Raw genomic sequence first — 24,546 nt, 5'->3', positions numbered from 1 at the left:
GAATTGGCTACTGGCTAGCGAAAGGTTGGAGCCGCCGCGCGCTGCTGCGTTCCAGCATCGAGAGGTCGAGCGCGCCGCACTGCGCCGCCTGCTGCGCGCAATGCATGGCATCGAAATACTTGTCTTGGTCGAAGGCGATCGGCAACGAGTCCACGCTGGCGCCGAGGGCACGAACGGTGGCATCGCAAAGACCGCGGTTGCAGGCCGCGCCCATCGTGAGATCGTCGGTGACGAGCAGGCCCTGGCAGCCCCATTCGCCTCGAATCACCTGTTGCACGATTTTGCGCGAGAAAGAGACCGGATATTCGGCGTCGAGTTCCACAAGGATGACATGGCCCGGCATGATCGCGGCATCCGAATGTTTCGACACGTCTTGAAACGGTTTCCGGCCGCGCGCCCTCAGCAGCTTCATGCCGCCTGCGCTTCGGGTGCCGCGACCGGAGCCGGTTCCACGCGGCGGGAGAGCGCATACCAGTCGACCTTGCGCGTGACGAGCATCAGCACGGCCAGCATGCCGAAGATCAGCAGCGCGCCCAGCAGCAGCGCATTGCTTTCGGAAGCCAGCAGGCCGTAGAGCGCGCCATAGAGCAGCGCAACGAAGGCGCCGAACGACAGGCCGCGCCGCCAGCCTCCGAGCACCGCGCTGAAGTACACGGCCAGCAGGGCGACGCTCGCCGTGGCGGCGCCTGCGTACGCCATCCAGAACGCGAATTTCTCGGAGAGCGCGAGCAGCAGCAGGAAGAACAGCGCGATCGACAAGCCGACCAGCCCGTACTGGATGGGGTGCAGGCGCAGCTTGCGGAACAGCTCGAACATGAAGGCGGCCATCAGCACCAGCCCGATGAACAGCACGCCGTACTTGCCGGCGCGCGTGCTCATCGAATAGACGTTGATCGGCTGCGCGAGCGACACGTCGAAGGTCTGCAGCGGACCCGTGTTGCGGTGCGCGGTGGTAGCAACAGCTGCGGCGGCGGCGTTGTCGTCGGCGGGACCGCCTCGGGCCGAGAGATCCGCGCGCGAACAGGTGCGCGCGGAAGTCACGAGCGAAGACACGCGCCAGTGCGCGTCGAAGCCCTGCGGCGTCACGCTGCGCTCGGCCGCGAGAAAGCGCCCGCCGAAGCTGGGGTGCGCCCAGGGCGAGCTCAGGTGCGCGGTCGTTTCCTCGGCGATGGGCGCGATGGCGAGCGTGTCCTGCCCGACCAGGCCGAGCTTCATGTCGAACGAAACCGGCGTACCGGCCTGCCATGCGGTGAGCGCCGCGCCCGTGACCGGTGCGTGGATGCCATCGGCAAACCAGGCGCCGTCGGCCAAGCCCGGCACGCGCTGCCTGAAGCGCAGTGCCTCGCCGCCCATCGTCATCGCCGGCGAACCGTCGAGGCCGCGCAGGTCGCTCACGTTGAAGGCGATGAAGGGCACCTTGAATTCGATTTTCGAATCGGTCTCGCTGTGCGCCACGGCGTTCAGGTCGAAGGCCGCGAAGCCACCGGTGAGCGTGGCGCTGAGTGTGTAGAACGGAATCCTGAAGATGCCGCGGTAGCGTTCCTGCGGAGCCATCGAGCCTTCGATGTGCAGCTTGTCCGGGAACACCACGTGGGCCATTTCCTTGCTGCGCGGCTCCTGGCCGATCACCTTGCCCTGCGCGTTGCGCAGCGGCTCCATCCAGCGCTCCACGTACGGCACCAGCAGCAGCGGGCCGACCATCGTCTGGCGCCCGGCGTAGGTGGCGGCGAGTTCGTCGGCCGCTTCGCGCTGGCTCTCGCCGCGGGCGCGGTTGATCGATTGGATCTCCCCCAGCGGAATGCACAGGAGCAGCAGCAGGAACAACAGGCCGGCGACCTTGGCCAGCATGGAATTCAGCACGGCCTTGAACAACTGAAGCATTTTTTTCTCTCCTCGTCTGTAGCGAAGCCGTGATGCTCGCCGCGCGACCCGAAGGCCGTGTGAAGCGTGTGCGCCGCCTCGCTTCACACAGACTTCACACAGCGGCCGATGGCGCCGTTCGACTTCAACGCGCCTTCCAACTGCCTTCTCGTGCGGTGCCGACAGTTGCGGCTGTGCAAGTTCGCACGGACAAGGAACCTCGCCATGGATGCCCACACCACCCCACGTCCCGGCCGCTGGCTCTGGCTCGCCACCGTGAGCCTGGCGGCCGCGGGCTTCATCGCCATGGGCGCGCGCCCGGCGCATGCGCAGGAAGCGCCCGCCGGAGCGCGTCTGAAGACCGAGAGCCCCTATTTCTTCGTGAAGAGCGATGACCCCTCGGTCGACCGCCTGCCCCTGAAGGGCACCGAGGTCTCGGTGAAGATTTCGGGCGTGATCGCCGACGTGACGGTCACGCAGACCTACCGCAACGAAGGCCAGCGCGCCATCGAGGCGAAATACGTGTTTCCCGGTTCGACCAAGGCCGCCGTGAGCGGCCTCAACGTGCGCCTGGCCGACCGGCTCATCACCGCGCAGATCCGCGAGAAGCAGCAGGCACAGATCGAGTACGACACGGCGAAGAAAGAAGGCAAGACCGCCGCGCTGCTCGAGCAGCACCTGCCCAACGTGTTCCAGATGAACGTCGCCAACATCCTGCCGGGCGACGATGTGAAGGTGGAGCTGCGCTACACCGAGCTGCTGGTGCCGCAGTCGGGCAACTACCAGTTCGTGTTTCCGACCGTGGTCGGGCCGCGCTACAACAGCCCGAAGTCGGAGAACGCGCAAGCCAAATGGGTCGCGCAACCGACGCTGGCCGCGGGCGTGGCGCCCAACACCAGCTTCAAGCTCAAGGCCAGCATCGACACGCCGATGGGCCTGAAGGAAATCCGCTCGGCCACGCACGCCATCGACGTGAAGAAGAGCGACGAAGACCAGCACGCCGACATCGTGCTCACGGCCGATGGCCGCCCCGCCGACAACCGCGACTTCGTGCTCGACTACCGCCTGGCGGGTGAAAAAATCGAATCGGGCCTGATGCTCTACAAGGGCCAGGGACAAAACTTGGATGGAAGCGCCGAGAACTTTTTCCTCGCCATGGTCGAGCCCCCCAAGGCCGTGGCCGCCAGCGCGATTTCGCCGCGCGACTACATCTTCGTGGTCGACATCTCGGGCTCGATGCACGGCTTTCCGCTCGACACCGCGAAGACGGTGCTCGAACGCCTGATCGGCGGCCTGCGGCCGAGCGACACCTTCAACGTGCTGCTGTTCTCGGGCAGCAACAGGATGCTGTCGCCGAAGTCGGTGCCGGCCACGCGCGCCAACATCGAGCAGGCGCTGGCCACCATCCAGAACTACAGCGGCAGCGGCAGCACCGAACTGATTCCGGCGCTCAAGCGCGTGTACGCTGAGCCGAAGGAGGAGAACGTGTCGCGCACGGTGGTGGTGGTGACCGACGGCTACGTGACGGTCGAGCGCGAAGCCTTCGAGCTGGTGCGCAACAACCTCTCGAAGGCCAACGTATTCGCCTTCGGCATCGGCTCGTCGGTCAACCGCAGCCTGATGGAAGGCATTGCGCGCGCCGGCATGGGCGAGCCCTTCATCATCACCGACCCGGTGCAGGCGCCCGAGCAGGCCGCGCGCTTTCGTCGCATGGTCGAGTCGCCGGTGCTCACCAGCGTGAAGGCCACCTTCGGCGGGCTCGACGTGTACGACGTGGAGCCGCAGGCGCTGCCCGACGTGCTCGGCGAGCGCCCGGTGATCGTGTTTGGCAAGTGGCGCGGCGAAGCCAAGGGCCGCGTGATCATCGAAGGCCGCAGCGCCAACGGGCCCTACCGCCAGGAAGTGCGCATCGACGAGCGCACCCGCCAGGATTCGGCCGCGCTGCGCACGCTGTGGGCCCGCCATCGCATCCAGAGCCTGAGCGACCAGGAAACGCTGGAAGGCGGCGCGGCGTTCAAGGAGCGCATTACGGAACTCGGCCTGAAGTACAGCCTGCTCACGCAGTACACGAGCTTCATCGCCGTCGACAAGGTGGTGCGCAACGTGGCACCGCAGAACAGCGTGGACGTGAATCAGCCGTTGCCGATGCCGCAAGGCGTGAGCGACCTTGCGCTGGGCGCCGAGGTGCCGAGCACGCCCGAGCCCGAATCGCTGGGCGCCATCGCTGTCGTGCTGTCGATGCTGGCCATGCTGCGCCGCCGCGCGCGCCGCAACGACGCCCGCCGCTTTACCGCCTGATCCATCGAGAAAGAAAAAAATGTCTCTGGCAACGCTCGCCCACCGCCACCCGCGCATCGTGGACTGGGGCATCCACATCGATCGCACGCCGGCCGCAGGCTGGCTCGGGCTGCAGTTCGTCGCGCTAATGCCGACCTGGGCCTGGATGGCGCAGCGCATGCGCGACGGCTCCGACGATCCGATGGGGCTGCTGGCGCTGGTCGCGCTCGCCGCCCTGGCCTGGAGCCGCCGGCGCGAACTGCGCGCCTCGCCGCGTCTGGGCTGGCTCGCGCTGGCGGGCGCGAGCACCGTGCTCGCGACGCTGCTGCGTACGGGGCTTGGCTTCATGCCTGCGCTGCCGCCGCTCGCGGCGGGGCTGGTGGCCGTGCTGTCGCTGGCGTGCGGGCTGCTCGCTTTCCTGCCGCGTCGCGTGGCTGCGCTGCCGGTGGCCGGTCTCGCGGTGCTCGCGCTGCCGCTGCTGTCGTCGCTGCAGTTCTATGCCGGCTATCCGCTGCGCGTGGTGACGGCCGAGGCCAGCCGCTGGCTGCTCGCGCCCGCCTTCGAGGTGGCGCGCGAAGGATCGAGCCTGGTGATCGACGGCCGGCTCGTGGTCGTCGATGCGCCCTGCTCCGGCGTGCAGATGGTGTGGCTCGGCTACTTCACGGCCTGCGCGGTCGCGCTGTGGGCGTCGCGCAGCGACCGGGCCTTCATGCGGCGGCTGCCGATGGTCGGCCTCCTCGTGCTGGCCGGGAACATCGTGCGCAACAGCGTGCTGATCGCCTTCGAGGGCGCAGGCCATCCGCTCGCACCCTGGGCGCACAACGCGCTGGGCCTGCTGGTGCTGGCCCTCGTGTGCGGCGTCATCGCCCGCCTCATGGTGCCGGCACGACCCGTGCCCGAGCCGGCCGAACTGCCCATCCCGGGCCTGATCACCACCCACGGAGGCCGCCATGTCGACACCGTTCTTTGAACGCTGGTTTGCGAACCATTTCATCAATCGCATCGGCCACAAGACGGCTTTCGCGCTGGCAATGCTGCTGTGCGTGCTGTGGTCGGCCGCCGCGGTGGTGCGTGCCCCGGCCGAACAGGTCGCCGCCGCCGTGCCGCATGAATGGCCGAGTGAATGGGATGGCGTTCCGTTGCGCCCGCTGGCCCTGAGCGACGTGGAACAGCGTTTTGCCGAGCGCTTCCCCGGCGCCATCGGCCGCATGACCGACGGCGCGCAGACGCTGGTGATGCGCGAGGTGACGCAGCCCACGCGCATGCTGCATCCGGCCGCGGACTGCTACCGTGCGCTGGGCTATCGCATCGAACAGGCGCGCCTGGAACGCGATGCGCAGGAACGGTTGTGGCGCTGTTTTGTTGCGCAACGGCACGGAGCGCAAAAAATCCGCGTCTGCGAGCGCATCGTCGATGCCCGGGGCACCGCTTTCACAGACACTTCAAGCTGGTACTGGGCAGCGGCCAGCGGCCAATCCCATGGGCCGTGGCAAGCTGTCACCGTGGCGAGACCGATCTGAGAACGTGCCTGTGAAGAAGACCCTGCGATTCGTGCTTTTCGGCCTGCTGGCCCTGGTCATTACGGCCTGCGTGGCTATCTTCCTGATAGCCAAGCTGGCGCTCGCTCCGGCTGCCGGCGAATGGAGCACCACGGTGAAGGCGGGGCCGCTGAGTTTCGAGATCGGCGTTCCGACGGCCGTGCGCGTGGCCACTTCGCCGTGGTTCGCGCCGTATCTCGACGGGCGTTCGCTGGACACCCGCTTCGGCACCGTGCGCTTCGCCTGGAAGCCGGCCGGCGAGCTGCTCGAAATGCAGTGCGCGCCCTGCAGCGCCGAAGTGCCGGCGCTCGGCACCCAGCCGATCAGGATCGAGCGCCTGCTCGCCACCGTGAAGCGCGACGGCAACACGCTGAACGGCACCTTCGAAGCCACGCCCCAGAGCACCGACACCACCCGGCTGCAGGGCCATTGGGACGGCAAGGTCACGCTGAAGAACCTGCAGCTCAATGCCAGCGTGCAGGATGCGCCCATCGAGCGCTGGTACGCGGTGCTGGTGCCCACACTGCCCGAGCTGCAGCGCGCACGCATCGGCGGCACGCTCGCGCTGCGCGGCCAGCTCGTGCTGCCCGAGGCCACCTTCGCCGTGCAGCCCGTCATCAGCCAGTTCACCGTCGAGGGGCTGGGCACCGAGGCCATGCTCAACGCGCGCACCAGTTGCGGACCGTCGGCCAGGCTCGCCAACGACAGCTGGCTGGCGCGCGCCGTCATCGCCGCCGAAGACCAGCGCTTCTTCACTCACAACGGCTACGACCTGACCGAGATCCTCGCGTCGATCGACAACAACCAGAAGCCAGGCCAGACCCGGCGCGGCGGCAGCACCATCACGCAGCAGCTGGCCAAGCTGCTGGTGACGGGCAGCGACCGCACCGCCGAGCGCAAGCTGCGCGAGCTGCTCTACGCGGTCGAGATGGAGCAGACGCTGGGCAAGGCCCGCATCCTGCAGCTGTACCTGGACAACGCGCCGTGGGGCGGCAACGCCTGCGGCGCCGAGGCCGCGGCGCGCCGCTACTTCAAGCGCAGCGCGCGCACGCTCGAGCCGGCACAGGCGGTGTGGCTCGCCGCCATGCTGCACAAGCCGCAGGCCGTGCTCGAACAATGGCGGCAGGATGGCCACGTCGACGCCGACCGCATCAAGTGGATTGCCGAGGGCATCCGCGGGATCAGCCGGAACCAGCGCGAAGCGCTGCTCAAGGGCGTGGCCGCGGCGAAGTTCACGGCACCGGAGGCCACGAAACAATGAACACCACATCCCTGGGCGTCCCGGATATCGAGGCCATCGAGCGCGCCACCATCGCCGCGGTGTCGCCCGACCTGACCGAGGAGCTCGACGGCTGGCTGCTGCCCTTTGCCAGCGGCACCGTGAAACGCGCGAGGTCGGCCGTGCCGCTGCACCGCAGCGAGGTCGACCACGGCACGCTCGACCGCATCGAGGACCGCTACGACAGCCGCCAGCTCACGCCCGCGCTGCGACTCGCCGACGCACCCTGCTTCGAGGGCCTGCGCGCCGAGCTGGAGCGGCGCCACTACATCGGCGACAGCCCGACCTGCGTGCAGGCCGGCTCGGCGCAGCGCATGCGGCAGGTGGTCGCAGGCGGCGCGCTGGCTGACGTCGATCACGCGCCCGACGCCGCCTGGTCGGCGCTGTTCCTCGGCGAGGGCTTCGATCCGGTGGACGGGGCCCATCGCGTGCGGATGCTGTCGCGCGCCAAGGGCTCGCTCTATGCGAGCGTGCGCGAAGGCGGCCGCACGGTGGCGGCGGGCGCGATGGCGTTCGGACACGGCTGGGCCAGCGTGCACGGCATGCGCACCGACCAGGCGCAGCGGGGGCGGGGCCTGGCGGCGCGCGTGCTGGCCGGGCTGGCGCAGGCCGCGTCGGCGCGCGGCTTCGAGCGGGTGTTCCTGCAGGTCGATGCGCAGAACCATGCGGCGCTGTCGCTGTACCGCCGCGCCGGCTTCGAAACGCAGTGGAAATACTGCTACTGGCAGCGCCAGCAGTGGCCATGACACTCCAAGCCGCCCGCTGAAAGGCCGCGGGTGGCGCGGTGGGCGCGTTAGTGCCACCATGGACGGATGACGAACGCCAACCACCACGCCAACCATCCCACCGATCCCGTCGCCACGCCGCGCGGCATCGACCACATCGTGGCCGGTGTCTCCACCAGCGACGGCGACGGCGTCAAGCTCACCCGCGTGCTGCAGCAGCCGCTGCAGAAGCGGCTCGACCCCTACCTGATGCTCGACGCCTTCGGCAGCGACAACCCGGGCGACTACATCGGCGGCTTTCCCAATCATCCGCACCGCGGCTTCGAGACCGTCACGTACATGATCGCCGGCCGCATGCGCCACCGCGACAGCGCCGGCCATGAAGGCCTGCTGGAGAACGGCGGCGTGCAGTGGATGACCGCCGGCCGCGGCCTCGTGCACAGCGAGCTGCCCGAGCAGGAAGAAGGCCTGATGGAAGGCTTTCAGCTGTGGCTCAACCTGCCGGCCAGGGACAAGATGCGCGAGCCCTGGTATCGCGACATCCAGAGCGAGGAGATCCCGGAGTTCACCACCACCGGCGGCGCGCACGTGCGCGTGATCGCGGGCGCGAGCCACGGCATCGAGGGTGCGGTGCGGCGCGAGCACACCGAGCCGCTGTACCTCGACATCACGCTGCCCCCGGGCGCGGAGTTCGCGCAGCCGCTGCCTTACGACCACAACGCGCTGGTCTACGTGTTCCGCGAATCGCTGTGGATCGCGGGCAGCGAAGTCCCGACGCGGCGCATGGCGATCCTGGCCAACGACGCAGGCAGCGACGGCGTGGTGCTGCGCGCGGGCGCGACCAACCACAGCCCCGCGCGTGCGCTGCTCATCGCCGGCAAGCCGCTGCACGAGCCCATCGCGCAGTACGGCCCCTTCGTGATGAACACGCAGGAGCAGGTCCAGCAGGCGGTGCACGACTTCCAGAACGGCAAGCTGGGCTGAGCCTGTAGTCGCCCACCTACCGAAAGTCGGCATCGGGCAGGGTTCCGGCCATCGCATGGGCCATCTAGATTGTGCTCATGCCCACCACGATCCGAAAAGGACAGGCGCCCGCCACGCTGCAACGCGCCCAGTTCCACGAACGCTTCATGCAGCCCTTCCAGGACCCGGCCTTCCAGGCCGAGGCCGACTCGCTGCGGCGCATCGAGATCATCGCCTGGGAAGCCTATGAGCAAGGCCGCAAGGCGCCCGTCACCCACAGGGCGGGGCCCGGCTATGCGGACCCGGACTACGAACTGTCCGTCGACTGGCTCGAAGCCAAGGCCCGCATCGACGCGGCGCAGCTCGCCTGGGGCCTGCCGCAGACGCCTTCGCGCGTGCTGCTGGTGAACGGTTCGCCGCGCAACGACGGCACCTGCCCCGGCGAAGTCTCCAAGACATGGCGCCTGACCGAACTCGCGCGCGAAGTGCTCGGCGGCAGCGGCATCGAGACCGACCTGCTCGACCTGAGCCTGCTCACCTCCGAGTACGGCCGGCAGATCCACCCATGCAAGGGCTGCGTCTCCACCGCCATGCCGCTGTGCCACTGGCCCTGCAGCTGCTATCCCAACCATTCGCTGCGCCAGACCGGCGACTGGATGAACGAAATCTACGAACGCTGGGTGTCCGCGCACGGCGTGATCCTGCTCACGCCCACGCACTGGTACCAGGCGGCGAGCCCGCTGAAGCTCATGATCGACCGCCTCGTGTGCGCCGACGGCGGCAACCCGGACCCCACCAGCACGCACGGCAAGAAGCCCGAGGAGGCCAAGGCGCTCGAACTCGAAGGCTGGGGCTATCCCAAGCACCTCGACGGCCGCGTCTACGGCGTGGTGGTGCACGGCGACGTGGCAGGCGTGGAGAGCGTGCGCCGCAGCCTCGCCGACTGGCTCGACTGGATGGGCCTGGTCGACGCCGGCACGCAGGCGCTGCTCGATCGCTACATCGGCTACTACGAACCCTACGCCACCAGCCATGACGCGCTCGATGCCGACGCCGACGTGCAGGAAGAAGTGCGCAACGTCGCGCGTGCCGTCGCCCGCGCGGTCGGCGACCTGCGCGCGGGCAGGCTGCAGGTGCCCGACCGCGGGCTGAAGCGGCCGCGGCCCAAGTAAAAAGTCACGCCACAGGCCGCTTCGCGCTCGCTGTACATCATTCTTTACGCAAGCTCACGCCGGCCTAACGGAGGCGATACAGAGCGCTTCCACACTTCGTCTCACCTGCTGCCCATCGGTGGCGGGCTTCTTCGAAAGGAAGCACTTTTCATGATTTCTCTTCGCCAACGCATCGTCTGGGCCAGCCTGCTGGGTTCGGCCGCCCTCGCCTCTTCGGGCGCGTTCGCTCAAGCGCCGGCCGCCTCCACCCCAGCCGCACCCACCGCCGCGGTGGCCCAGGCCGACAACGCCGCGGCGCCCAAGGCGCAGCACAAGCGCATGGACCCCGCCCAGCGCATGGAGCGCATGCAGGAGCGCCGCACCAAGCGTCTTGCCGCCCTGAAGGAAAAGCTCAAGCTCACTGCGGCCCAGGAAGGCGCATGGAGCACCTTCACCGCCGCGACGCAGCCGCCCGGCGGTCCGCGTCCGCACATGGACCGAGCCGAGTTCGCCAAGCTGACCACGCCGCAGCGCCTGGAGCGCATGGAGGCTCGCCGTGCCGAACGCAGCGCGATGTTCGCCAAGCGCGCCGAAGCCACGAAGACTTTCTACGCCGCGCTGACGCCCGAGCAGCAGAAGACCTTCGACGCCGAGACTGTGCACTTCGGTGGCCACCGGGGTGACCACGACGGTCACCGCGGCCATGAAGGCCAGCGCGGTGCGCCGGCACCTGCCAAGGGCTGATCCGCGCCCCGCTGCGCCGGTGACGGCGCCATCGAATGAAAGCCCGCAACGCGAAAGCGCTGCGGGCTTTTCTCATCGACGGGCGGGTTTTACTGCGGCGTGCCCGTCTTGTCCGTCGGATTGGTCACCACTTCGGGGCGTTCGCCCTTCTGGCCGAACTGCGGCTTGACCTTGCGCCCCGTCTGGCTGACCTCCGCGCGGGACATCTCGCCGGTCGGCTGCGGCATGGCGTTGGGCTGGTGGTTGACGGTGGTGGACGCCTCGCCCTTGGGCACCACGCTGTTGGCATTGTTGCGGTTTTGCGCACGGGCCTCGGCCTTCACGGCCTCGCGCGAGACGGGCATCGAGGCGTCGGGGCGCTGCGGCGGATTTGCGACGCCGGCAGGCGTCATGGTGCTGGCTTCGCCGCCCACCGACGGGTCGGGCTGGGCGGGCATGGACGTGGCTTGTGCCGACGCGATGCCGGCCATGCCCAACAACGCGGCGAGAACCGTGGCGTGAAAAGTAATTTGCTTCATGGATGTGCTCCTTGTGGCTTTGTGTCGGTGTCGAGGATGAAACGCGGGCTGCTTCCCGAGCCCTCGAAAATCACCGTAGGAGCGGCGAAATTCCCACCGTGTGGGGGTGCGGCAGGCCTGCCTGTAGGAGCCGGCCGCCCACGCGTGAAAGGGGGGCGGAAGGAGGTGGCGAGTTCCTACAGGCAGGAGGGGCGCGGCAACGTACAACTTGCACAACGATGTCCTCCTCTCCCATTCCAGACGCCGCGGCGTCCGCGCAGGCCTCGCCGACCTCGCTCAAGGTCATGACGGTGAACACCCACAAGGGCTTCACCGCGCTCAACCGCAAGTTCATCCTGCCCGAGCTGCGCGACGCCGTGCGCACCGTGGGCGCCGACGTGGTGTTCCTGCAGGAAGTGCTCGGCACCCATTCGCGCCATTCGCGCAGGGTGAGCAACTGGCCCGAGGCGCCGCACTACGAATTCCTGGCCGACACCATGTGGCCGCAGTTCGCCTACGGGCGCAACGCGGTGTACCCGAAAGGCCACCACGGCAATGCGCTGCTCTCGAAATTCCCGATCGTGCATTTCCGCAACCACGACGTGTCCGTGAGCGGCCCCGAGAAGCGCGGGCTGCTGCATTGCGTGCTGCGGCTGCCGGGCCGCGTCGTCGACGTGCACGCGGTCTGCGCCCACCTCGGCCAGGCCGAGGCGCACCGGCAGCAGCAGCTCGAGCTGCTCTGCCACATCGTGCGCGACGAGGTGCCGGCCGACGCGCCGCTGATCGTGGCGGGCGACTTCAACGACTGGCGCGGCCGTGCGCACGAGATCCTGGAAAAAGGCGCCGCGCTGCGCGAGGTGTTCGTGCATGCCAACGGCCGCGCGGCCAGGACCTTTCCCGCCCGCTTCCCCGTGCTGCCGCTGGACCGCATTTACGTGCGCAATGCCGGCGTGCACGCGCCCGTGGTGCTGCCGCGCCGGCCGTGGTCGCACCTGTCGGACCACGCCCCGCTGGTGGCGGACATCGACCTGTGAGCGCAGTGCGCGCGCGAGCCATGAGCAGCAGGAACAACAACAACCACTGGACCGGCGGCAACCGCATCGAGCTGCTGGAGAACGGCGAGCAGTTCTTTCCGCGCGTGTTCGACGCCATCCGCAAGGCACGGCGCGAGGTGATCGTCGAGACCTTCATCCTGTTCGAGGACAAGGTCGGCCTGCAGCTGCACGCCGCCATGCGCGAGGCGGCGCAGCGTGGCGTGAAGATCGACCTGATGATCGACGGCTTCGGTTCGCCGGATCTCTCGCGCGAGTTCATCGAGGGCCTGACCTCGGCCGGCGTGAAGGTGCGGGTGTTTGATCCGGGCCAGCGCTTCATGGGCCAGCGGCTGAACGTGTTCCGCCGCATGCACCGCAAGATCGTGGTGGTCGACGGCGAGCGCGCCTTCGTCGGCGGCATCAACTATTCGGCGGACCACCTGCTCGATTTCGGACCCAAAGCCAAGCAGGACTATGCGGTGGAACTCGCGGGCCCGATCGTGGGAGAGATCCACCAGTTCGTGTTGCGCGCCATCGCGCTCGGCGGCAAGGGCGCGGGCTGGTTCCGCCGCCGGCTGAAGCTGGCGCCGCCCGAGAACCAGGTCCGTGCCGGCGAGGCCGACGCGATGTTCGTCACGCGCGACAACCGGCGCCATACCAACGACATCGAGCGGCAGTACCGTGCGGCCATCCGCGCGGCGCGCAAGCGCATCGTGATCGCCAATGCGTACTTCTTTCCGGGCTATCTGCTCATCAAGGAACTGCGGCGCGCGGCGCGGCGCGGCGTGGACGTGCGGCTCGTCCTGCAGGGCGAGCCCGACATGCCGATCGTCAAGACTGCCGCGAGCATGCTCTACCACCACCTGCTACATGCCGGCGTGCGCATCTACGAATACTGCGACCGTCCGCTGCATGGCAAGGTCGCGCTCATGGACGACAGGTGGAGCACCGTGGGGTCGAGCAACCTCGATCCGCTGAGCCTGTCGCTGAACCTCGAGGCCAACGTGATCGTGCGCGACGCGGCCTTCAACCAGGTGCTGTGGGAGCGCATGGACCGGCTGATGCAGCACAGCTGCAAACAGGTGGAGGCGGCCGACCTCGCCAGCGAATGGAGCGGCTGGCGGCTGGTGCGCAGCTTCTTCGTCTTCCACATCCTGCGCTGGTACCCGGCCCTGCTGGGCCGCCTGCCGCGACACGCGCCGCGCCTGACGCCGGCCGAGGCCACCGATCTCGCAAGCCGGCGCGACAGCGGCCGCAGCGACTCGGCCGGCGGCGCCACCCGGACGGAAGCCGCCTGAGCGGAAGCGCCGCATCGAGTCGATGAGCACCATGGCCCTCTCCCACCACGGCTGGTGGCCCTGGATTCGCCGCGCGGCGACGTGGGGCTTCTTCGCGCTGATCGCGTGGCTGCTCGTGCGGCAGGCGCGCACCATCCACTGGGACGAGGTGTTCGACGCGATCCGTTCGCTGCCTGCCGTCGCCCTGCTTGCGGCCGGTGCGCTGGCGGCCTGCAGCTTCGCGCTCTACAGCACCTACGACCTGCTGGGCCGGCACCTGACGCGGCACCGGCTCGGCACGGGCACGGTGATGGGCGTGACCTTCATCAGCTACGCCTTCAACCTCAACCTCGGGTCGCTGGTGGGCGGCGTTGCCTTCCGCTACCGGCTCTATTCGCGCCTGGGCCTCGCGAACGAGACCATCACGCGCGTGCTCGGCTTCAGCATGCTGACCAACTGGCTCGGCTACCTCGTGGTGGCCGGTGCGGCATTCCTTTTCTGGCCGATGACGCTGCCGCCCGGCTGGAAGATCGACCACGAGGACCTGCGCATGCTCGGCGCGGTGCTGCTGATGGTGGCCCTGGCCTACCTGGTGCTGTGCGCAGCGGCGAAGGGGCGCGTCTGGCGCGTGCGCGGCCATGCGTTCAGGACGCCGGGGCTGGCGATGGCGCTGCTGCAGCTCGCCATGTCGTGCACCAACTGGTCGCTCATCGGCGGCGTGATCTGGTTCCTGCTGCAGGGTCAGGTCGGCTATCCGCAGGTGCTCGCGGTGCTGCTGGTGGCGGCGGTGGCCGGCGTCGTCACGCACGTGCCGGCGGGGCTCGGCGTGCTCGAGGCGGTGTTCGTGGCGCTGCTGTCTCACGAGGTGCCGGAAGCCCAGCTGCTCGGCGCGCTGCTGGCCTATCGCGGCCTGTACTACCTGCTGCCCCTGATGGTGGCCGCGCTGGGCTATCTGGTGACGGAGGCGAGAGCGAAGCGGCTGGGAATGGCGGGGCGCTAGAAGCGATAGGCGTAGCGCAGCCGGACGAAGGTCTCGCCCGGGTTCGGTTTCTTGATGCCGCCATTCGAGAAGTGCTGCACGCGCAGCGACAGTTCATGCGCGCCGTGTTCGCCGAAGCTGCGTCCGATGCCCAGCACCTCCGTGAACTGGAAGGCGGTGCTGAAGCTGCGGTCGGGTGTCCTGTAGACGTGATCCATCACGCTGCCGCCGACGCCGCCTTCGGCAAACCAGGGCGAGTCGCCATGGTCGAAGCGGTAGCGCCAGGTGTAGATGGCGCCGATCTGCGTGTAGTTGCGCGGGCCGTTGCCGAGGGCGGGCGCATGCCAGTTGCTCAGGTACACATCCCAGTAGCCCGAGAGCGCGCCTTCGCGCACCGGCTGGCGTGGTGACCACGGGAAGGTCATGCCCACCGTGGCCGAATCGGCGCTGCCCATTTGCCCGTGCGGGGCGCGGCCTCCCTCAACGTACATGCCCGTTGCGCTGTCTTCGAATGCATGGGCCGCCGCGCCCGGAAGAGCCAAAAGGGCCGAAAGGGCCGTGAACAGGGCGGCCCGGAGAGGTGTGGCGACGCGAAATCTCATGATGCGGCCCGTGATGAGTGACCTGAAACAGGAAGACACCATCAATCTCAACCCTGTTTCAGCATTCGCTCGGCACGTAATTTCCACATCGGGAAGTAGGACCCGATCAATAAAAATGCAGTGCCGGATTTGCTGCACTGCAGCATTTTCGGGCCGGCGAAGCCTATAGTGACCCGACCTCCTCCAGCGCACTGCCCTCATGCCCTCCCTCACCTCCGCCGCCCGCCTGGCCAATCCGCTCATGCAGTGGTTCGACCTGGCCTTCAAGACCCATGAGATGCTGCTGTCGTCCGGCTCCGTGATCCGCATGCGCACCGAGCGCATCGCCAAGGCCGGGCTCACCCCCAGTGCGGCCGACCTCGCGGAATTCCAGCTCATGGGGCAGGAAAAACTGGCGGCTGCAAGCGAGGCTGGCATCGCGATGGCGAAGCAATGGCACAGCAGCCATTTCTCGCTCGCCAGCCGGGTGCTGCAGCAATGGGTTCAGGGCACGACGGCCTTCTTCTTGCTGGCGGGCAGTGTCACGCCGGCCCAGGCGGCCGCGCATGGCGATGCGTTCGTGCAATCGGCCGCAGGCACGGTCGATGCCGCGAGCCAGCTGCCGGAAATCGCGGCGCGCATCGCACGCGAGGGCCTGGAGCCGATCCACGCGGCGGCTACCTCCAACGCACGCCGGCTGGCCGAACTGGAATCCTGAGCAGGCTCTTCAGGACTTCGCCGGCACCAGCGTCAGCAGCGTGATTTCGGAAGGCGCGCCAAAGCGCTTCGGCGGGCCCCAGTAGCCGGTGCCCCGGCTCACGTACACCCACATGTCCTGCAGGCGGTGCAGGCCGGCCGTGAAAGGCTGCTGCATCGGCACGAACAGGTTCCAGGGAAAGAACTGGCCGCCGTGCGTGTGGCCAGACAGCTGCAGCTGGTAGCCGGCCACCGCAGCCAGTGGCGCGCTGCGCGGCTGGTGCGCGAGCAGCACGCGCGTGTGCACCAGCGGCGGCGCGTCGTGCAGCGCCAGGTGCGGATCGCTGGTGTGCGCCGCGTCGAAATGCCCAGCGGTGAAGTCGGTCACGCCAGCAAGTACCAGCGCGCTTTCGAACAGCTCTTCATCGGTCTGCGCACCGCGCACGTTGCGCGTCTGCAGCACCACGTGCTCGTTGAGCAGCACCTTCAGGCCGAGCCGGCGCAGCTCGTCGATCCAGGCATGCGCGCCCGCGTAGTACTCGTGGTTGCCCGTGACCACGAAGGTGCCGTGGCGCGCACGCAGACCGGCCAGCGGCGCGATGTGCTCGCGCAGTTCCGGCACGGTGCCGTCGACCAGGTCGCCGGTGATCGCGATGGCGTCCGCGCCCAGGCGATTCACCGCGTCGACGATGCGCTGGATGTACGCGCTGCGGATCGTCGGACCCACGTGGATGTCGCTGAGCTGCGCGATCGTGAAGCCTTCGAGCGCCTGCGGCAGGCCGCGGATGGGCACCTCCACCCGCTTCACGCCGGCCGTGCGGCGCGCATTGAGGAAACCGATCGCCGACGTGGCCGTGGCCATTGCCAGCACCGCCAGCGCGCTCCATGGCTGCAGCACATTCCACTGCACCGGCACGCCGCCCAGCGCGCTTGCGAGCCAGGCGAGCAGCAGGCCGGCGTCGCGCAGCAGCGTGAGCACGAACATCGACGAGAACCAGCCCATGCCGATCAGGCCGATCCACTTGAGCACATCGCCCGTGGCGGCATCGCGTCCGGCGCGGCGCGACACGAAAGGCAGCGGAATCGTGACCGCCGACACCGCGAGCGCGAGCAGCGCCAGCGGCCACGCGGGCGTGAGCACGGCCAGCGCGGGCAGCAGGCGCAGCGCGATATAGACGTGCAACAGCGCGGTCAGGGCGCTCAGGGGGCGGATCGGCATCGGGGCAATGAAATCGGGCACTGCCCGGGACACCTCATCTGCAAGGCGCATGCCGCGCATTCAAGGCGCCGGGAAGTGCGGCAATAGCTATTTTTTCTATAGCGCGAAGCGCCCGGATAGCAGGCTTCATGGCTCGGCCGGGCCCGCAAGAACGGCACCGGCCGCCGCGGTGCCGGCGCCCACTTTCGCCGCGCTACTGCACCGTACGCGTGCCGGCCGAAGCCATGTCGGTGCCTGCCGGCCAGATGAAGCTCGCCTTGGCCGGCGCGCCCTGCAGCACGTGCAGCTGCTGCTTCAGCACCTGGCTGCCGATGCGGGCCTCGACCTCATAGGTGCCCGGATCGAGGCGCGCCACCATGAACGGGCCGCCCGACACCACGTTGTCGAGCAGTGCGGTGCCGCTGCTGTCGCGCACCGTCACGTGCACGTTGGCCGCGAAGTCGGCGCCCTTGCTGTCCTTGACCGCGAATTCGAAGGTGGCGGGCCAGCGCGGCGACACCGTCTCCATCAGCTGGGCCTCGTCGCTGCCGATGCCGCCGCTCATGTATTCGACACCGTGCGCCATGTAGATCGGCGGGTTCACCGCCGCCTGGGCAGGCGAAAGCGCGCCGAGCACAACGGCGGCGCAGAACAGAGCGGCCGCCAGCGGCCGCATCGCGCGCGATGATGGAAAACGGGTGCTCATGGTCGGAATCCTTTCCTTGTCGTCGTGGCGGGAAGCCACGACGTCACTGTGCGGTTCGCGGCTTAGGAAAGGCTGACCGGAAAAAACACTCAGCGGGCGGTGGACGTCTGCGCCAGCGCCTGCGGCAACGACGGCGCGACCGAGGCCATGTCGAAATTCGACGGCCACACGAACGACGCACGCGCCGGCATCCCGGCAATCACCACCAGCGACTGTGTCAGCGTGAGGCCGCCGAGCGTCACGTTCACGTCATAGGCGCCCGGATTGAGGCGCGCGAGCATGTAGGGGCCTTGCGACTGCACGTCCATCACGACCTGGCCGGTGTATTTCTGGCGTATTTCAATGAGGGCCTTGGCGGGAAAGCCGGGCACCCCCGCACCCTTGCCGTCGCTCACGCCGAAATCGATGGTCGCGGCCCAGCGCGGCGACACCATTTCCATGAACGCGGCTTCGTCCTTGGCGGCGCCGCCGCACATGTACTCGATGCCCTGCGCCACCTGGATGGGCGGGTTCGAGAACGCGTGGGCTGAAGTCACGGCCCCGAGGAATGCTGCTGTACCGCCCAATACCAGCGCGGCCAGGGGCCGGCGGAGACGCGTAGGGTTCATTGCTGTGTGGTCCTCGATCTTGCGTGACGTGAAATCCGTCGGGGATTTTGCTTAGCAAGAGTCGGGCTAGATATAGCGTTTACGAGGAACGATCTTCGGATTGGAGGTGAATGCTATTGTTTTCATAGCTGATGACGGCCTTGTGACGTGCATTGCCGGTACTTTTGCTAACAAACCTCAGGGAAACCCTGATACGCCTTGGTCTGCGGCGTTTTCGGGACGGATTCCGCCGGCGGGCATGGCGCGCGCCTACAGCCGTGCATGGCGGTGCGAGCTAAGAACGGTTGAACGCAAACAAGGAGCTTCAGCCATGACACTCCAATCGACCATCGACGACTTCAGGAAAGTGGATGCCGCGCGCGCCGACTATCCAGGCGAGCACCTCGCCGTGCTGGGCGCCGGCGTCTTGCTGCTGCTGGCGGCGGGCCGCAGCCGCTCGTTCCTGACGCGCATCGCGGTCGGTGCGGCAGGCGGCGCCCTGATCGGGCGCGCGGCGAGCGGCACCGGCGGGATCGCCCGGTTGGCAGGCGCATTGCAGGCCGGGGGCTGGCCATGGCTGCGGCGCTGAGAGGACGGCCTGGCCGGTCCTTCGGGCCTTGGGGGCCGCCGCAGTATTGGGCGCCGTGCCTCGGGGTGGCACTCGTTGCGATGTGCCTGTTCTATGCAACCCTCCAGGGGCTGGTGCGTGAGAGCGCGGCACGCGCGCCGGTTCAGGCGAGCGTCCCGGCTGCGTTCGTCCAGCCGCCCGTGACGAACGATCGCGAGGAAGCTGCGCGGCCTCCTGTGAGGCCGGCTGCCCTCCCCGTCGCGTCTCTCGTTCCGCTGGAACGTGCCCCTGTCGAGCCCCCCCGCGTGGCAACGCCCACCGTCGAGGTGACCAAGTGCATCGGCCCGTCGGGCGAAGCCGAATACTCCGACGGTCCGTGCTCGAACGGCGGGCTCGCCACGACCTTGCGCCTGCAATGAGAAACGCCCGGGTGACCGGGCGTTCTCAGGCTCTTCAGCGGTGCGGCACGGGGCCGCGCGCGTCGGTGACGACCATCGTCACACGTCGATATTCGCCGCCCGCAGCGCGTTCTGCTCGATGAACTCCCGACGCGGCTCGACCTCATCTCCCATCAGCATCGTGAACACACGATCCGCTTCGATTGCGTCGTCGATCTGCACGCGCAGCAGGCGCCGCACGGTCGGGTCCATCGTGGTTTCCCACAGCTGCTCGGGGTTCATCTCGCCCAGACCCTTGTAGCGCTGGCGCGAGGTGGCGCGCTCGGCTTCGCTGATCAGCCACTTCATGGCCTGGCGGAAGTCGTCGACCTTTTCTTCCTTGGCACGTTCGCCTTCGCCGCGCTTCACCAGCGCGCCTTCGGGACTCAGCAGGCCGCGGAAGGTGTTGGCGGCTTCGGCCAGCGCTGCGTAGTCGGCGCCGTGGACGAAGTCCTGCGTGAGCACGCTGCTCTTGATGTTGCCGTGGTGGCGGCGGCTGATGCGCAGCAGCGGCTTGTCGGTGCGGGCGTCGAATTCGCTGCTCACCTCGGCCGGCACGCCGGTCGTGTTGAGCTCGCGCAGCTTGGCCTGCAGCGCGACGGCCGAAGCCTCGGCGGCGGGCGTGGTGTCGAGGTCGAGCGCCACGCCGTCGGCAATCGCGCGCAGCGCCTCGGCGTCCATGAAGTTGCGCAGGCGCGCAATGACGGCCTCGGCCACCTGGTGCTTGCGCGCCAGCTCGCCCAGGGTGTCGCCGCTGAGCGTGGTGGAGTTCGCGCCGCCGGTCTGCAGGCTCGCGTCCTTCAATGCCACCTTGAGCAGGAAGGCGTCGAGCGCGGGGCCGTCCTTCAGGTACTGCTCTTCCTTGCCGACCTTCACCTTGTACAGCGGCGGCTGCGCGATGTAGATGTGGCCACGCTCCACCAGCTCCGGCATCTGCCGGTAGAAGAAGGTGAGCAGCAGCGTGCGGATGTGGGCGCCGTCGACGTCGGCGTCGGTCATGATGATGATGCGGTGGTAGCGCAGCTTGGCGACGTTGAAGTCATCCGCGCCGCCGCCCGCGGTGGTTGCGCCGGCGCGGCCGATGCCGGTGCCCAGCGCGGTGATCATCGTGAGAATTTCGTTGCTGGTCAGCAGCTTCTCGTAGCGCGCTTTTTCCACGTTCAGGATCTTGCCGCGCAGCGGCAGGATGGCCTGGAACTTCCGGTCGCGACCCTGCTTGGCGGAGCCGCCGGCGGAGTCGCCCTCCACCAGGTAGACCTCGCACAGCGCGGGATCTTTTTCCTGGCAGTCGGCCAGCTTGCCGGGCAGGCCCATGCCGTCGAGCACGCCCTTGCGGCGCGTCATTTCGCGGGCCTTGCGGGCCGCTTCGCGGGCGCGGGCAGCCTCGACGATCTTGCCGCAGATGATCTTGGCGTCGTTCGGGCGTTCCTGCAGGTAGTCGGTCAGCAGCTTGCCGACGATGTCTTCCACCGGCGCGCGCACTTCGCTGGACACCAGCTTGTCCTTGGTCTGGCTCGAGAACTTGGGCTCGGGCACCTTCACGCTCAGCACGCAGCACAGGCCTTCGCGCATGTCGTCGCCGGTGACTTCGACCTTCGCCTTCTTCGCGAACTCGTTCTCTTCGATGTACTTGTTGATGACGCGGGTCATCGCGGCGCGCAGGCCCGTGAGGTGGGTGCCGCCGTCGCGCTGCGGGATGTTGTTGGTGAAGCAGAGAACCTGCTCGTTGTAGCCGCTGTTCCACTGCATCGCCACTTCGACGCCGATGTGCGTGCCGGGAATGCCGCCGTAGGTGTCGGCCGGGCGCTCGCCCTCGGCGTAGAACGAGTTCGGGTGCAGGACGGTCTTGCCCTTGTTGATGAACTCCACGAAGCCGCGCACGCCGCCGGCGCCGGAGAAGTCGTCTTCCTTGCCGGTGCGCTCGTCCTTCAGGCGGATGCGCACGCCGTTGTTCAGGAAGCTCAGTTCGCGCAGGCGCTTGCTGAGGATTTCGTAGTGGAAGTCCGAGTTCTCCTTGAAGATCTCGGTGTCCGGCAGGAAGTGCACCTCGGTGCCGCGCTTGTCGGTGTCGCCGATGATCTTCATGGGCGAGACCTCGACGCCGTTCACCGTTTCGAGCAGCCGGTCCTGCACGAAGCCGCGGCTGAATTCGAGCTCGTGGATCTTGCCTTCGCGGCGCACCACGAGGCGCAGCATCACGCTCAGCGCGTTCACGCAGCTCACGCCCACGCCGTGCAGGCCACCCGACACCTTGTAGCTGTTCTGGTTGAACTTGCCGCCGGCGTGGAGTTCGGTCAGCGCAATTTCGGCGGCCGAGCGCTTGGGCTCGTGCTTGTCGTCCATCTTCACGCCGGTGGGAATGCCGCGGCCGTTGTCGGTGACGCTGATGGAGTTGTCGCTGTGGATCGTGACGACGATGTCGTCGCAGTAGCCGGCCAGCGCTTCGTCGATGGAGTTGTCGACGACTTCGAAAACCAGGTGGTGCAGGCCGGTGCCGTCGGAGGTGTCGCCGATGTACATGCCGGGGCGCTTGCGCACGGCCTCGAGGCCCTCGAGGATCGTGATGGAGCCCTCGCCGTAGCTGGCGTCGGGCGGCACGACCTGGACTTCAGGGGTGTAGACCGGCTCGGTGTGCGGCACTTCGGGCTTGTTTTCTTCAGCACTCATTCGGATATTCCTCTGTCTCTCACGGCATTCACGTGATTTTTCGGGCTCTCAAAAGCTCAATTCGCCGCCTCTTGAAAGCGCAAACCCGCGGAGGGCCGCGGGCTGTGTGCGCAAGGCGCTTCGGGGTCTGTCTGCTAGATACGCATCGGCATCACGACGTACTTGAAGGATGCGTTCTCGGGGATGGTCAGTAACGCCGAGCTGTTGGAGTCGGCAAGGTCGAGCTTGACCATGTCCTGGTCCATGTTCGACAGCGCGTCGATCAGGTAGGTGACGTTGAAGCCGATCTCGATGGCGTCGCCGCCGTAGTCGATGTCGAGTTCGTCCTGCGCTTCTTCCTGCTCGGCGTTGTTCGACGCGATGCGCAGCGTGCCCGGTTCGATGTTCAAGCGCACGCCCTTGAACTTCTCGCTCGTCAGGATGGCGGTGCGCTGCAGGCTGGCCAGCAGCGGCGCGCGGCCCAGTGTGACGCTGTTCTTGTGGTTCTTCGGGATCACGCGGTTGTAGTCGGGGAACTTGCCCTCGACCAGCTTGGTGACGAACTCCATGCCGCCAAAGCTGAACTTGGCCTGGTTGTTCGCGAACTGCATCTCGATGGCGCCCTCGGCGTCCGACAGCAGGCGCTGCATTTCGATCACGGTCTTGCGCGGAAGAATGACTTCCTGGCGCGGCACCTCGACGTCGAGCATGGCGGAAGAAAACGCCAGGCGGTGGCCGTCGGTGGCGACCAGGCTCAACTGCTTGCCTTCGGCCACGAACAGGATGCCGTTCAGGTAGTAGCGGATGTCGTGCACGGCCATCGCGAACGAAACCTGCGAGAGCAGGTCCTTCAGCGTCTTTTGCGGCACGCTGAACACGGGGCCGAAATTGGCGGCTTCCTGCACCAGGGGGAAGTCTTCGGCGGGCAGCGACTGCAGCGTGAAGCGGCTCTTTCCGCCCTTGAGCACCAGCTTGCTCGCGCTCGATTCGAGGCTCACGGTCTGGTCGGCCGGCATGGTGCGCAGGATGTCGATCAGCTTGCGCGCGCCGATGGTGGTGGTGAAGTTGCCTTCGTCGCCGCCGAGCTCGGCGGTGGTGCGGATCTGGATTTCGAGGTCGCTGGTGGTCAGCTGCAGCTGGCCACCGGTCTTGCGGATCAGCACGTTCGCCAGGATCGGCAAGGTGTGACGCCGCTCCACGATGCCCGCCACCGACTGCAGCGCGGCGAGGACTTTGTCTTGGTTTGCCTTCAAAACGATCATGTCTTCTTCCTCTTCTCTATCTCTTTGAATCAGCTTGTAAGGGCGCCATTCTCCGCTGTCGCGAGGGGCTTTCTTGATGACATTCGGCGGTCAGCCCTTGAGCGTCTGCTCGAGCACGTGAAGCTGCTGGTTGAGCTCGGTGAGCTGCTGGCGCTCGCCCGAGATCTTGCGCACCGCGTGCAGCACCGTCGTGTGATCGCGCCCACCGAACAGCTCGCCGATTTCGGGCAGGCTTTTCTGCGTAAGCTCCTTGGCCAGGTACATCGCGATCTGCCGCGGTCGCGCAATGCTGGCCGGGCGCTTCTTGCTGTACATGTCGGCGACCTTGATCTTGTAGTAGTCGGCGACCGTCTTCTGGATATTCTCGACCGAGATCTGACGGTTCTGGATCGACAGGAGGTCGCGCAGCGCCTCGCGCGCCAGAGCGATCGAGATCTCCTTCTGGTTGAAGCGCGAGTAAGCCAGGATCTTGCGCAGCGCGCCTTCGAGTTCGCGCACGTTGGAGCGCACGTTCTTGGCGACGAAGAAGGCCACTTCTTCCGGCATTTCGGCCGATTCGGCGCGCGCCTTGTTGATCAGGATGGCCACGCGCATTTCGAGTTCAGGCGGCTCGATGGCCACCGTGAGGCCCGAATCGAAGCGCGACACCAGGCGTTCATGGATGTCGGCCAGGCCCTTCGGGTAGGTGTCGCTGGTCATCACGATGTGCGACTTCTTGGCGAGCAGGGCCTCGAACGCATTGAAGAATTCTTCCTGCGTCCGGTCCTTGTTGGCGAAGAACTGCACATCGTCGATCAGCAACAAATCGAGCGAGTGATAGCGCTCCTTGAACTCATCGAAAGTCTTGCGCTGATAGGCTTTGACCACATCCGAGACGAACTGCTCGGCGTGGATGTAGAGAACTTTGGAGTCCGCCTTGTCGGCCAGCAGCCGGTTACCCACAGCGTGCATCAGGTGGGTCTTGCCCAGGCCGACGCCGCCGTAGATGAAAAGCGGGTTGTAAAGATGACCCGGCATGCCGGCCACGTGCATGGCCGCGGCGCGCGCCATGCGGTTGGCCGTGCCCTCGACCAGGGTGTCGAAGGTGAGGCCGGAATTCAGCCTGTTCTTGAAGCCGGCGGCGGCCGGCTCCTCGCCCGGACCGGCCACGTCGCGCGGCACGTCGGTTTCGGCCATGACGGCCACAGGTGCAGGACGGACGGTCGCTTCGCGAGGAGCAAGCGCTAACTCAATGGCGACCGGCTGGCCGTACATCTTCTCGGCCATGGCGGCGATCTTGCCGGCGTACTGGGCCCGGATCCAGTCGAGCTTGAAGCGGTTGGCGACGAACACCGTCATGCGCGAGAGGTCGTCGGCGACCTGCGCAGTCAGGGGCTTGATCCAGGTGTTGAACTGCTGCTCTGACAGCTCCTGCGCGAGTTGGTCGACGCAGGCCTGCCAGAGGCTTTCGCCGATGCCGTCAGTCGACATGGGCGCTTGAAAAAGTGATGAGACCCTCGGGCATTTTTTGGTATAGGTATTGTGGATATTCTCTGCTGGAA

23 protein-coding genes are annotated in these 24,546 nt (G+C 67.4%); 13 read left to right on the top strand and 10 right to left on the bottom strand.

Annotated elements, in window-relative coordinates:
- Nucleotides 1-7: 7 nt before the first annotated feature.
- Both ACEOAB_RS29600 and creD read right to left on the bottom strand, forming a co-directional pair.
- On the bottom strand, nt 8-412 hold the full coding sequence (locus ACEOAB_RS29600; RefSeq protein WP_413750064.1) for a glycoside hydrolase family 3 N-terminal domain-containing protein: 405 nt from the start codon (nt 410-412) through the stop codon (nt 8-10).
- The gene (creD, locus tag ACEOAB_RS29595; RefSeq protein WP_495653319.1) at nt 409-1,881 is read right to left on the bottom strand and encodes a cell envelope integrity protein CreD; all 1,473 of its coding nucleotides are present in this window, start codon (nt 1,879-1,881) and stop codon (nt 409-411) included. The genes ACEOAB_RS29600 and creD overlap by 4 nt, the downstream gene beginning before the upstream one ends.
- Nucleotides 1,882-2,085: 204 nt before the next feature.
- Between creD and ACEOAB_RS29590 the strand changes: the two genes are divergently transcribed.
- The 8 genes from ACEOAB_RS29590 to ACEOAB_RS29555 all read left to right on the top strand — a co-directional run bounded on the left by ACEOAB_RS29590 (nt 2,086) and on the right by ACEOAB_RS29555 (nt 10,537).
- Nucleotides 2,086-4,158 (top strand): VIT and vWA domain-containing protein, encoded by a 2,073-nt coding sequence (locus ACEOAB_RS29590; protein ID WP_413750066.1) that lies wholly within the window; start codon nt 2,086-2,088, stop codon nt 4,156-4,158.
- A gap of 19 nt (nt 4,159-4,177) precedes the next feature.
- Entirely contained in the window at nt 4,178-5,107 is a 930-nt protein-coding gene (xrtQ, locus tag ACEOAB_RS29585) for an exosortase Q (protein ID WP_495653318.1), read from the top strand.
- Nucleotides 5,088-5,657, top strand: coding sequence for a hypothetical protein (locus ACEOAB_RS29580; protein WP_413751213.1), 570 nt, complete (start codon nt 5,088-5,090; stop codon nt 5,655-5,657). Before xrtQ ends, ACEOAB_RS29580 begins: the two co-directional genes overlap by 20 nt.
- Before the next feature lie 10 nt (nt 5,658-5,667).
- Nucleotides 5,668-6,936 carry a biosynthetic peptidoglycan transglycosylase gene (locus ACEOAB_RS29575; RefSeq protein WP_413751214.1) on the top strand — a complete coding sequence of 423 codons (1,269 nt, stop codon included), beginning with the start codon at nt 5,668-5,670 and terminating at the stop codon, nt 6,934-6,936.
- Nucleotides 6,933-7,700 carry a GNAT family N-acetyltransferase gene (locus tag ACEOAB_RS29570; RefSeq protein WP_495653317.1) on the top strand — a complete coding sequence of 256 codons (768 nt, stop codon included), beginning with the start codon at nt 6,933-6,935 and terminating at the stop codon, nt 7,698-7,700. The genes ACEOAB_RS29575 and ACEOAB_RS29570 overlap by 4 nt, the downstream gene beginning before the upstream one ends.
- A gap of 66 nt (nt 7,701-7,766) precedes the next feature.
- Nucleotides 7,767-8,663 (top strand): pirin family protein, encoded by an 897-nt coding sequence (locus ACEOAB_RS29565; protein WP_413751389.1) that lies wholly within the window; start codon nt 7,767-7,769, stop codon nt 8,661-8,663.
- Nucleotides 8,664-8,740: 77 nt separating this feature from the next.
- Nucleotides 8,741-9,814 carry a flavodoxin family protein gene (locus ACEOAB_RS29560; RefSeq protein ID WP_495653316.1) on the top strand — a complete coding sequence of 358 codons (1,074 nt, stop codon included), beginning with the start codon at nt 8,741-8,743 and terminating at the stop codon, nt 9,812-9,814.
- A 150-nt stretch (nt 9,815-9,964) separates the two neighbouring features.
- Nucleotides 9,965-10,537, top strand: a complete 573-nt coding sequence (locus ACEOAB_RS29555; protein ID WP_056600000.1) for a Spy/CpxP family protein refolding chaperone — start codon at nt 9,965-9,967, stop codon at nt 10,535-10,537.
- 89 nt (nt 10,538-10,626) lie between these two features.
- On the opposite strand, the gene ACEOAB_RS29550 is transcribed toward ACEOAB_RS29555, so the two are convergent.
- Nucleotides 10,627-11,055 carry a hypothetical protein gene (locus ACEOAB_RS29550; RefSeq protein ID WP_056599997.1) on the bottom strand — a complete coding sequence of 143 codons (429 nt, stop codon included), beginning with the start codon at nt 11,053-11,055 and terminating at the stop codon, nt 10,627-10,629.
- Nucleotides 11,056-11,273: 218 nt separating this feature from the next.
- Here ACEOAB_RS29550 and ACEOAB_RS29545 point away from each other — a divergent pair, with 218 nt between their 5' ends.
- The 3 genes from ACEOAB_RS29545 to ACEOAB_RS29535 are packed head-to-tail and all read left to right on the top strand — an operon-like array spanning nt 11,274 to nt 14,345.
- Complete coding sequence (locus tag ACEOAB_RS29545) at nt 11,274-12,068, top strand: endonuclease/exonuclease/phosphatase family protein (RefSeq protein WP_495653315.1); 795 nt, start codon at nt 11,274-11,276, stop codon at nt 12,066-12,068.
- A 20-nt stretch (nt 12,069-12,088) separates the two neighbouring features.
- Complete coding sequence (gene clsB / locus ACEOAB_RS29540) at nt 12,089-13,366, top strand: cardiolipin synthase ClsB (RefSeq protein ID WP_413750448.1); 1,278 nt, start codon at nt 12,089-12,091, stop codon at nt 13,364-13,366.
- A 22-nt stretch (nt 13,367-13,388) separates the two neighbouring features.
- Nucleotides 13,389-14,345: a lysylphosphatidylglycerol synthase domain-containing protein gene (locus ACEOAB_RS29535; protein ID WP_413750446.1), complete on the top strand. Its 957-nt coding sequence runs from the start codon at nt 13,389-13,391 to the stop codon at nt 14,343-14,345.
- Here the strand turns inward: ACEOAB_RS29535 and ACEOAB_RS29530 are convergent.
- Nucleotides 14,342-14,779 carry an acyloxyacyl hydrolase gene (locus ACEOAB_RS29530; RefSeq protein ID WP_495653314.1) on the bottom strand — a complete coding sequence of 146 codons (438 nt, stop codon included), beginning with the start codon at nt 14,777-14,779 and terminating at the stop codon, nt 14,342-14,344. The two genes, ACEOAB_RS29535 and ACEOAB_RS29530, sit on opposite strands and share 4 nt — an antisense overlap.
- Nucleotides 14,780-15,125: 346 nt before the next feature.
- Here ACEOAB_RS29530 and ACEOAB_RS29525 point away from each other — a divergent pair, with 346 nt between their 5' ends.
- Nucleotides 15,126-15,623, top strand: coding sequence for a polyhydroxyalkanoate granule-associated phasin (locus ACEOAB_RS29525; RefSeq protein WP_413750444.1), 498 nt, complete (start codon nt 15,126-15,128; stop codon nt 15,621-15,623).
- 9 nt (nt 15,624-15,632) lie between these two features.
- Here ACEOAB_RS29525 and ACEOAB_RS29520 read toward each other — a convergent pair whose 3' ends face one another.
- From ACEOAB_RS29520 to ACEOAB_RS29510, 3 genes are all read right to left on the bottom strand, one after another.
- Nucleotides 15,633-16,880, bottom strand: coding sequence for a metallophosphoesterase (locus ACEOAB_RS29520; RefSeq protein ID WP_413750443.1), 1,248 nt, complete (start codon nt 16,878-16,880; stop codon nt 15,633-15,635).
- Nucleotides 16,881-17,013: 133 nt separating this feature from the next.
- Nucleotides 17,014-17,505: a hypothetical protein gene (locus ACEOAB_RS29515; RefSeq protein WP_413313648.1), complete on the bottom strand. Its 492-nt coding sequence runs from the start codon at nt 17,503-17,505 to the stop codon at nt 17,014-17,016.
- Between the two features lie 89 nt (nt 17,506-17,594).
- A complete protein-coding gene (locus ACEOAB_RS29510; RefSeq protein WP_056599973.1) occupies nt 17,595-18,113 on the bottom strand; it encodes a peptidase associated/transthyretin-like domain-containing protein in 519 nt (172 codons plus the stop codon).
- 310 nt (nt 18,114-18,423) lie between these two features.
- On the opposite strand from ACEOAB_RS29510, the gene ACEOAB_RS29505 reads away from it, so the two are divergent.
- The gene (locus ACEOAB_RS29505; protein WP_056599970.1) at nt 18,424-18,681 is read left to right on the top strand and encodes a hypothetical protein; all 258 of its coding nucleotides are present in this window, start codon (nt 18,424-18,426) and stop codon (nt 18,679-18,681) included.
- A 476-nt stretch (nt 18,682-19,157) separates the two neighbouring features.
- On the opposite strand, the gene gyrB is transcribed toward ACEOAB_RS29505, so the two are convergent.
- From gyrB to dnaA, 3 genes are all read right to left on the bottom strand, one after another.
- Nucleotides 19,158-21,764 carry a DNA topoisomerase (ATP-hydrolyzing) subunit B gene (gyrB, locus tag ACEOAB_RS29500; protein ID WP_413750559.1) on the bottom strand — a complete coding sequence of 869 codons (2,607 nt, stop codon included), beginning with the start codon at nt 21,762-21,764 and terminating at the stop codon, nt 19,158-19,160.
- Nucleotides 21,765-21,898: 134 nt separating this feature from the next.
- Nucleotides 21,899-23,005, bottom strand: coding sequence for a DNA polymerase III subunit beta (dnaN, locus tag ACEOAB_RS29495; RefSeq protein ID WP_056599958.1), 1,107 nt, complete (start codon nt 23,003-23,005; stop codon nt 21,899-21,901).
- Between the two features lie 90 nt (nt 23,006-23,095).
- Nucleotides 23,096-24,475 (bottom strand): chromosomal replication initiator protein DnaA, encoded by a 1,380-nt coding sequence (gene dnaA / locus ACEOAB_RS29490; RefSeq protein ID WP_056599955.1) that lies wholly within the window; start codon nt 24,473-24,475, stop codon nt 23,096-23,098.
- Nucleotides 24,476-24,546 lie beyond the last annotated feature (71 nt).

Source organism: Variovorax sp. Varisp53 (assembly GCF_059491555.1).
This window is presented reverse-complemented; position numbering and strand designations above follow the sequence as displayed.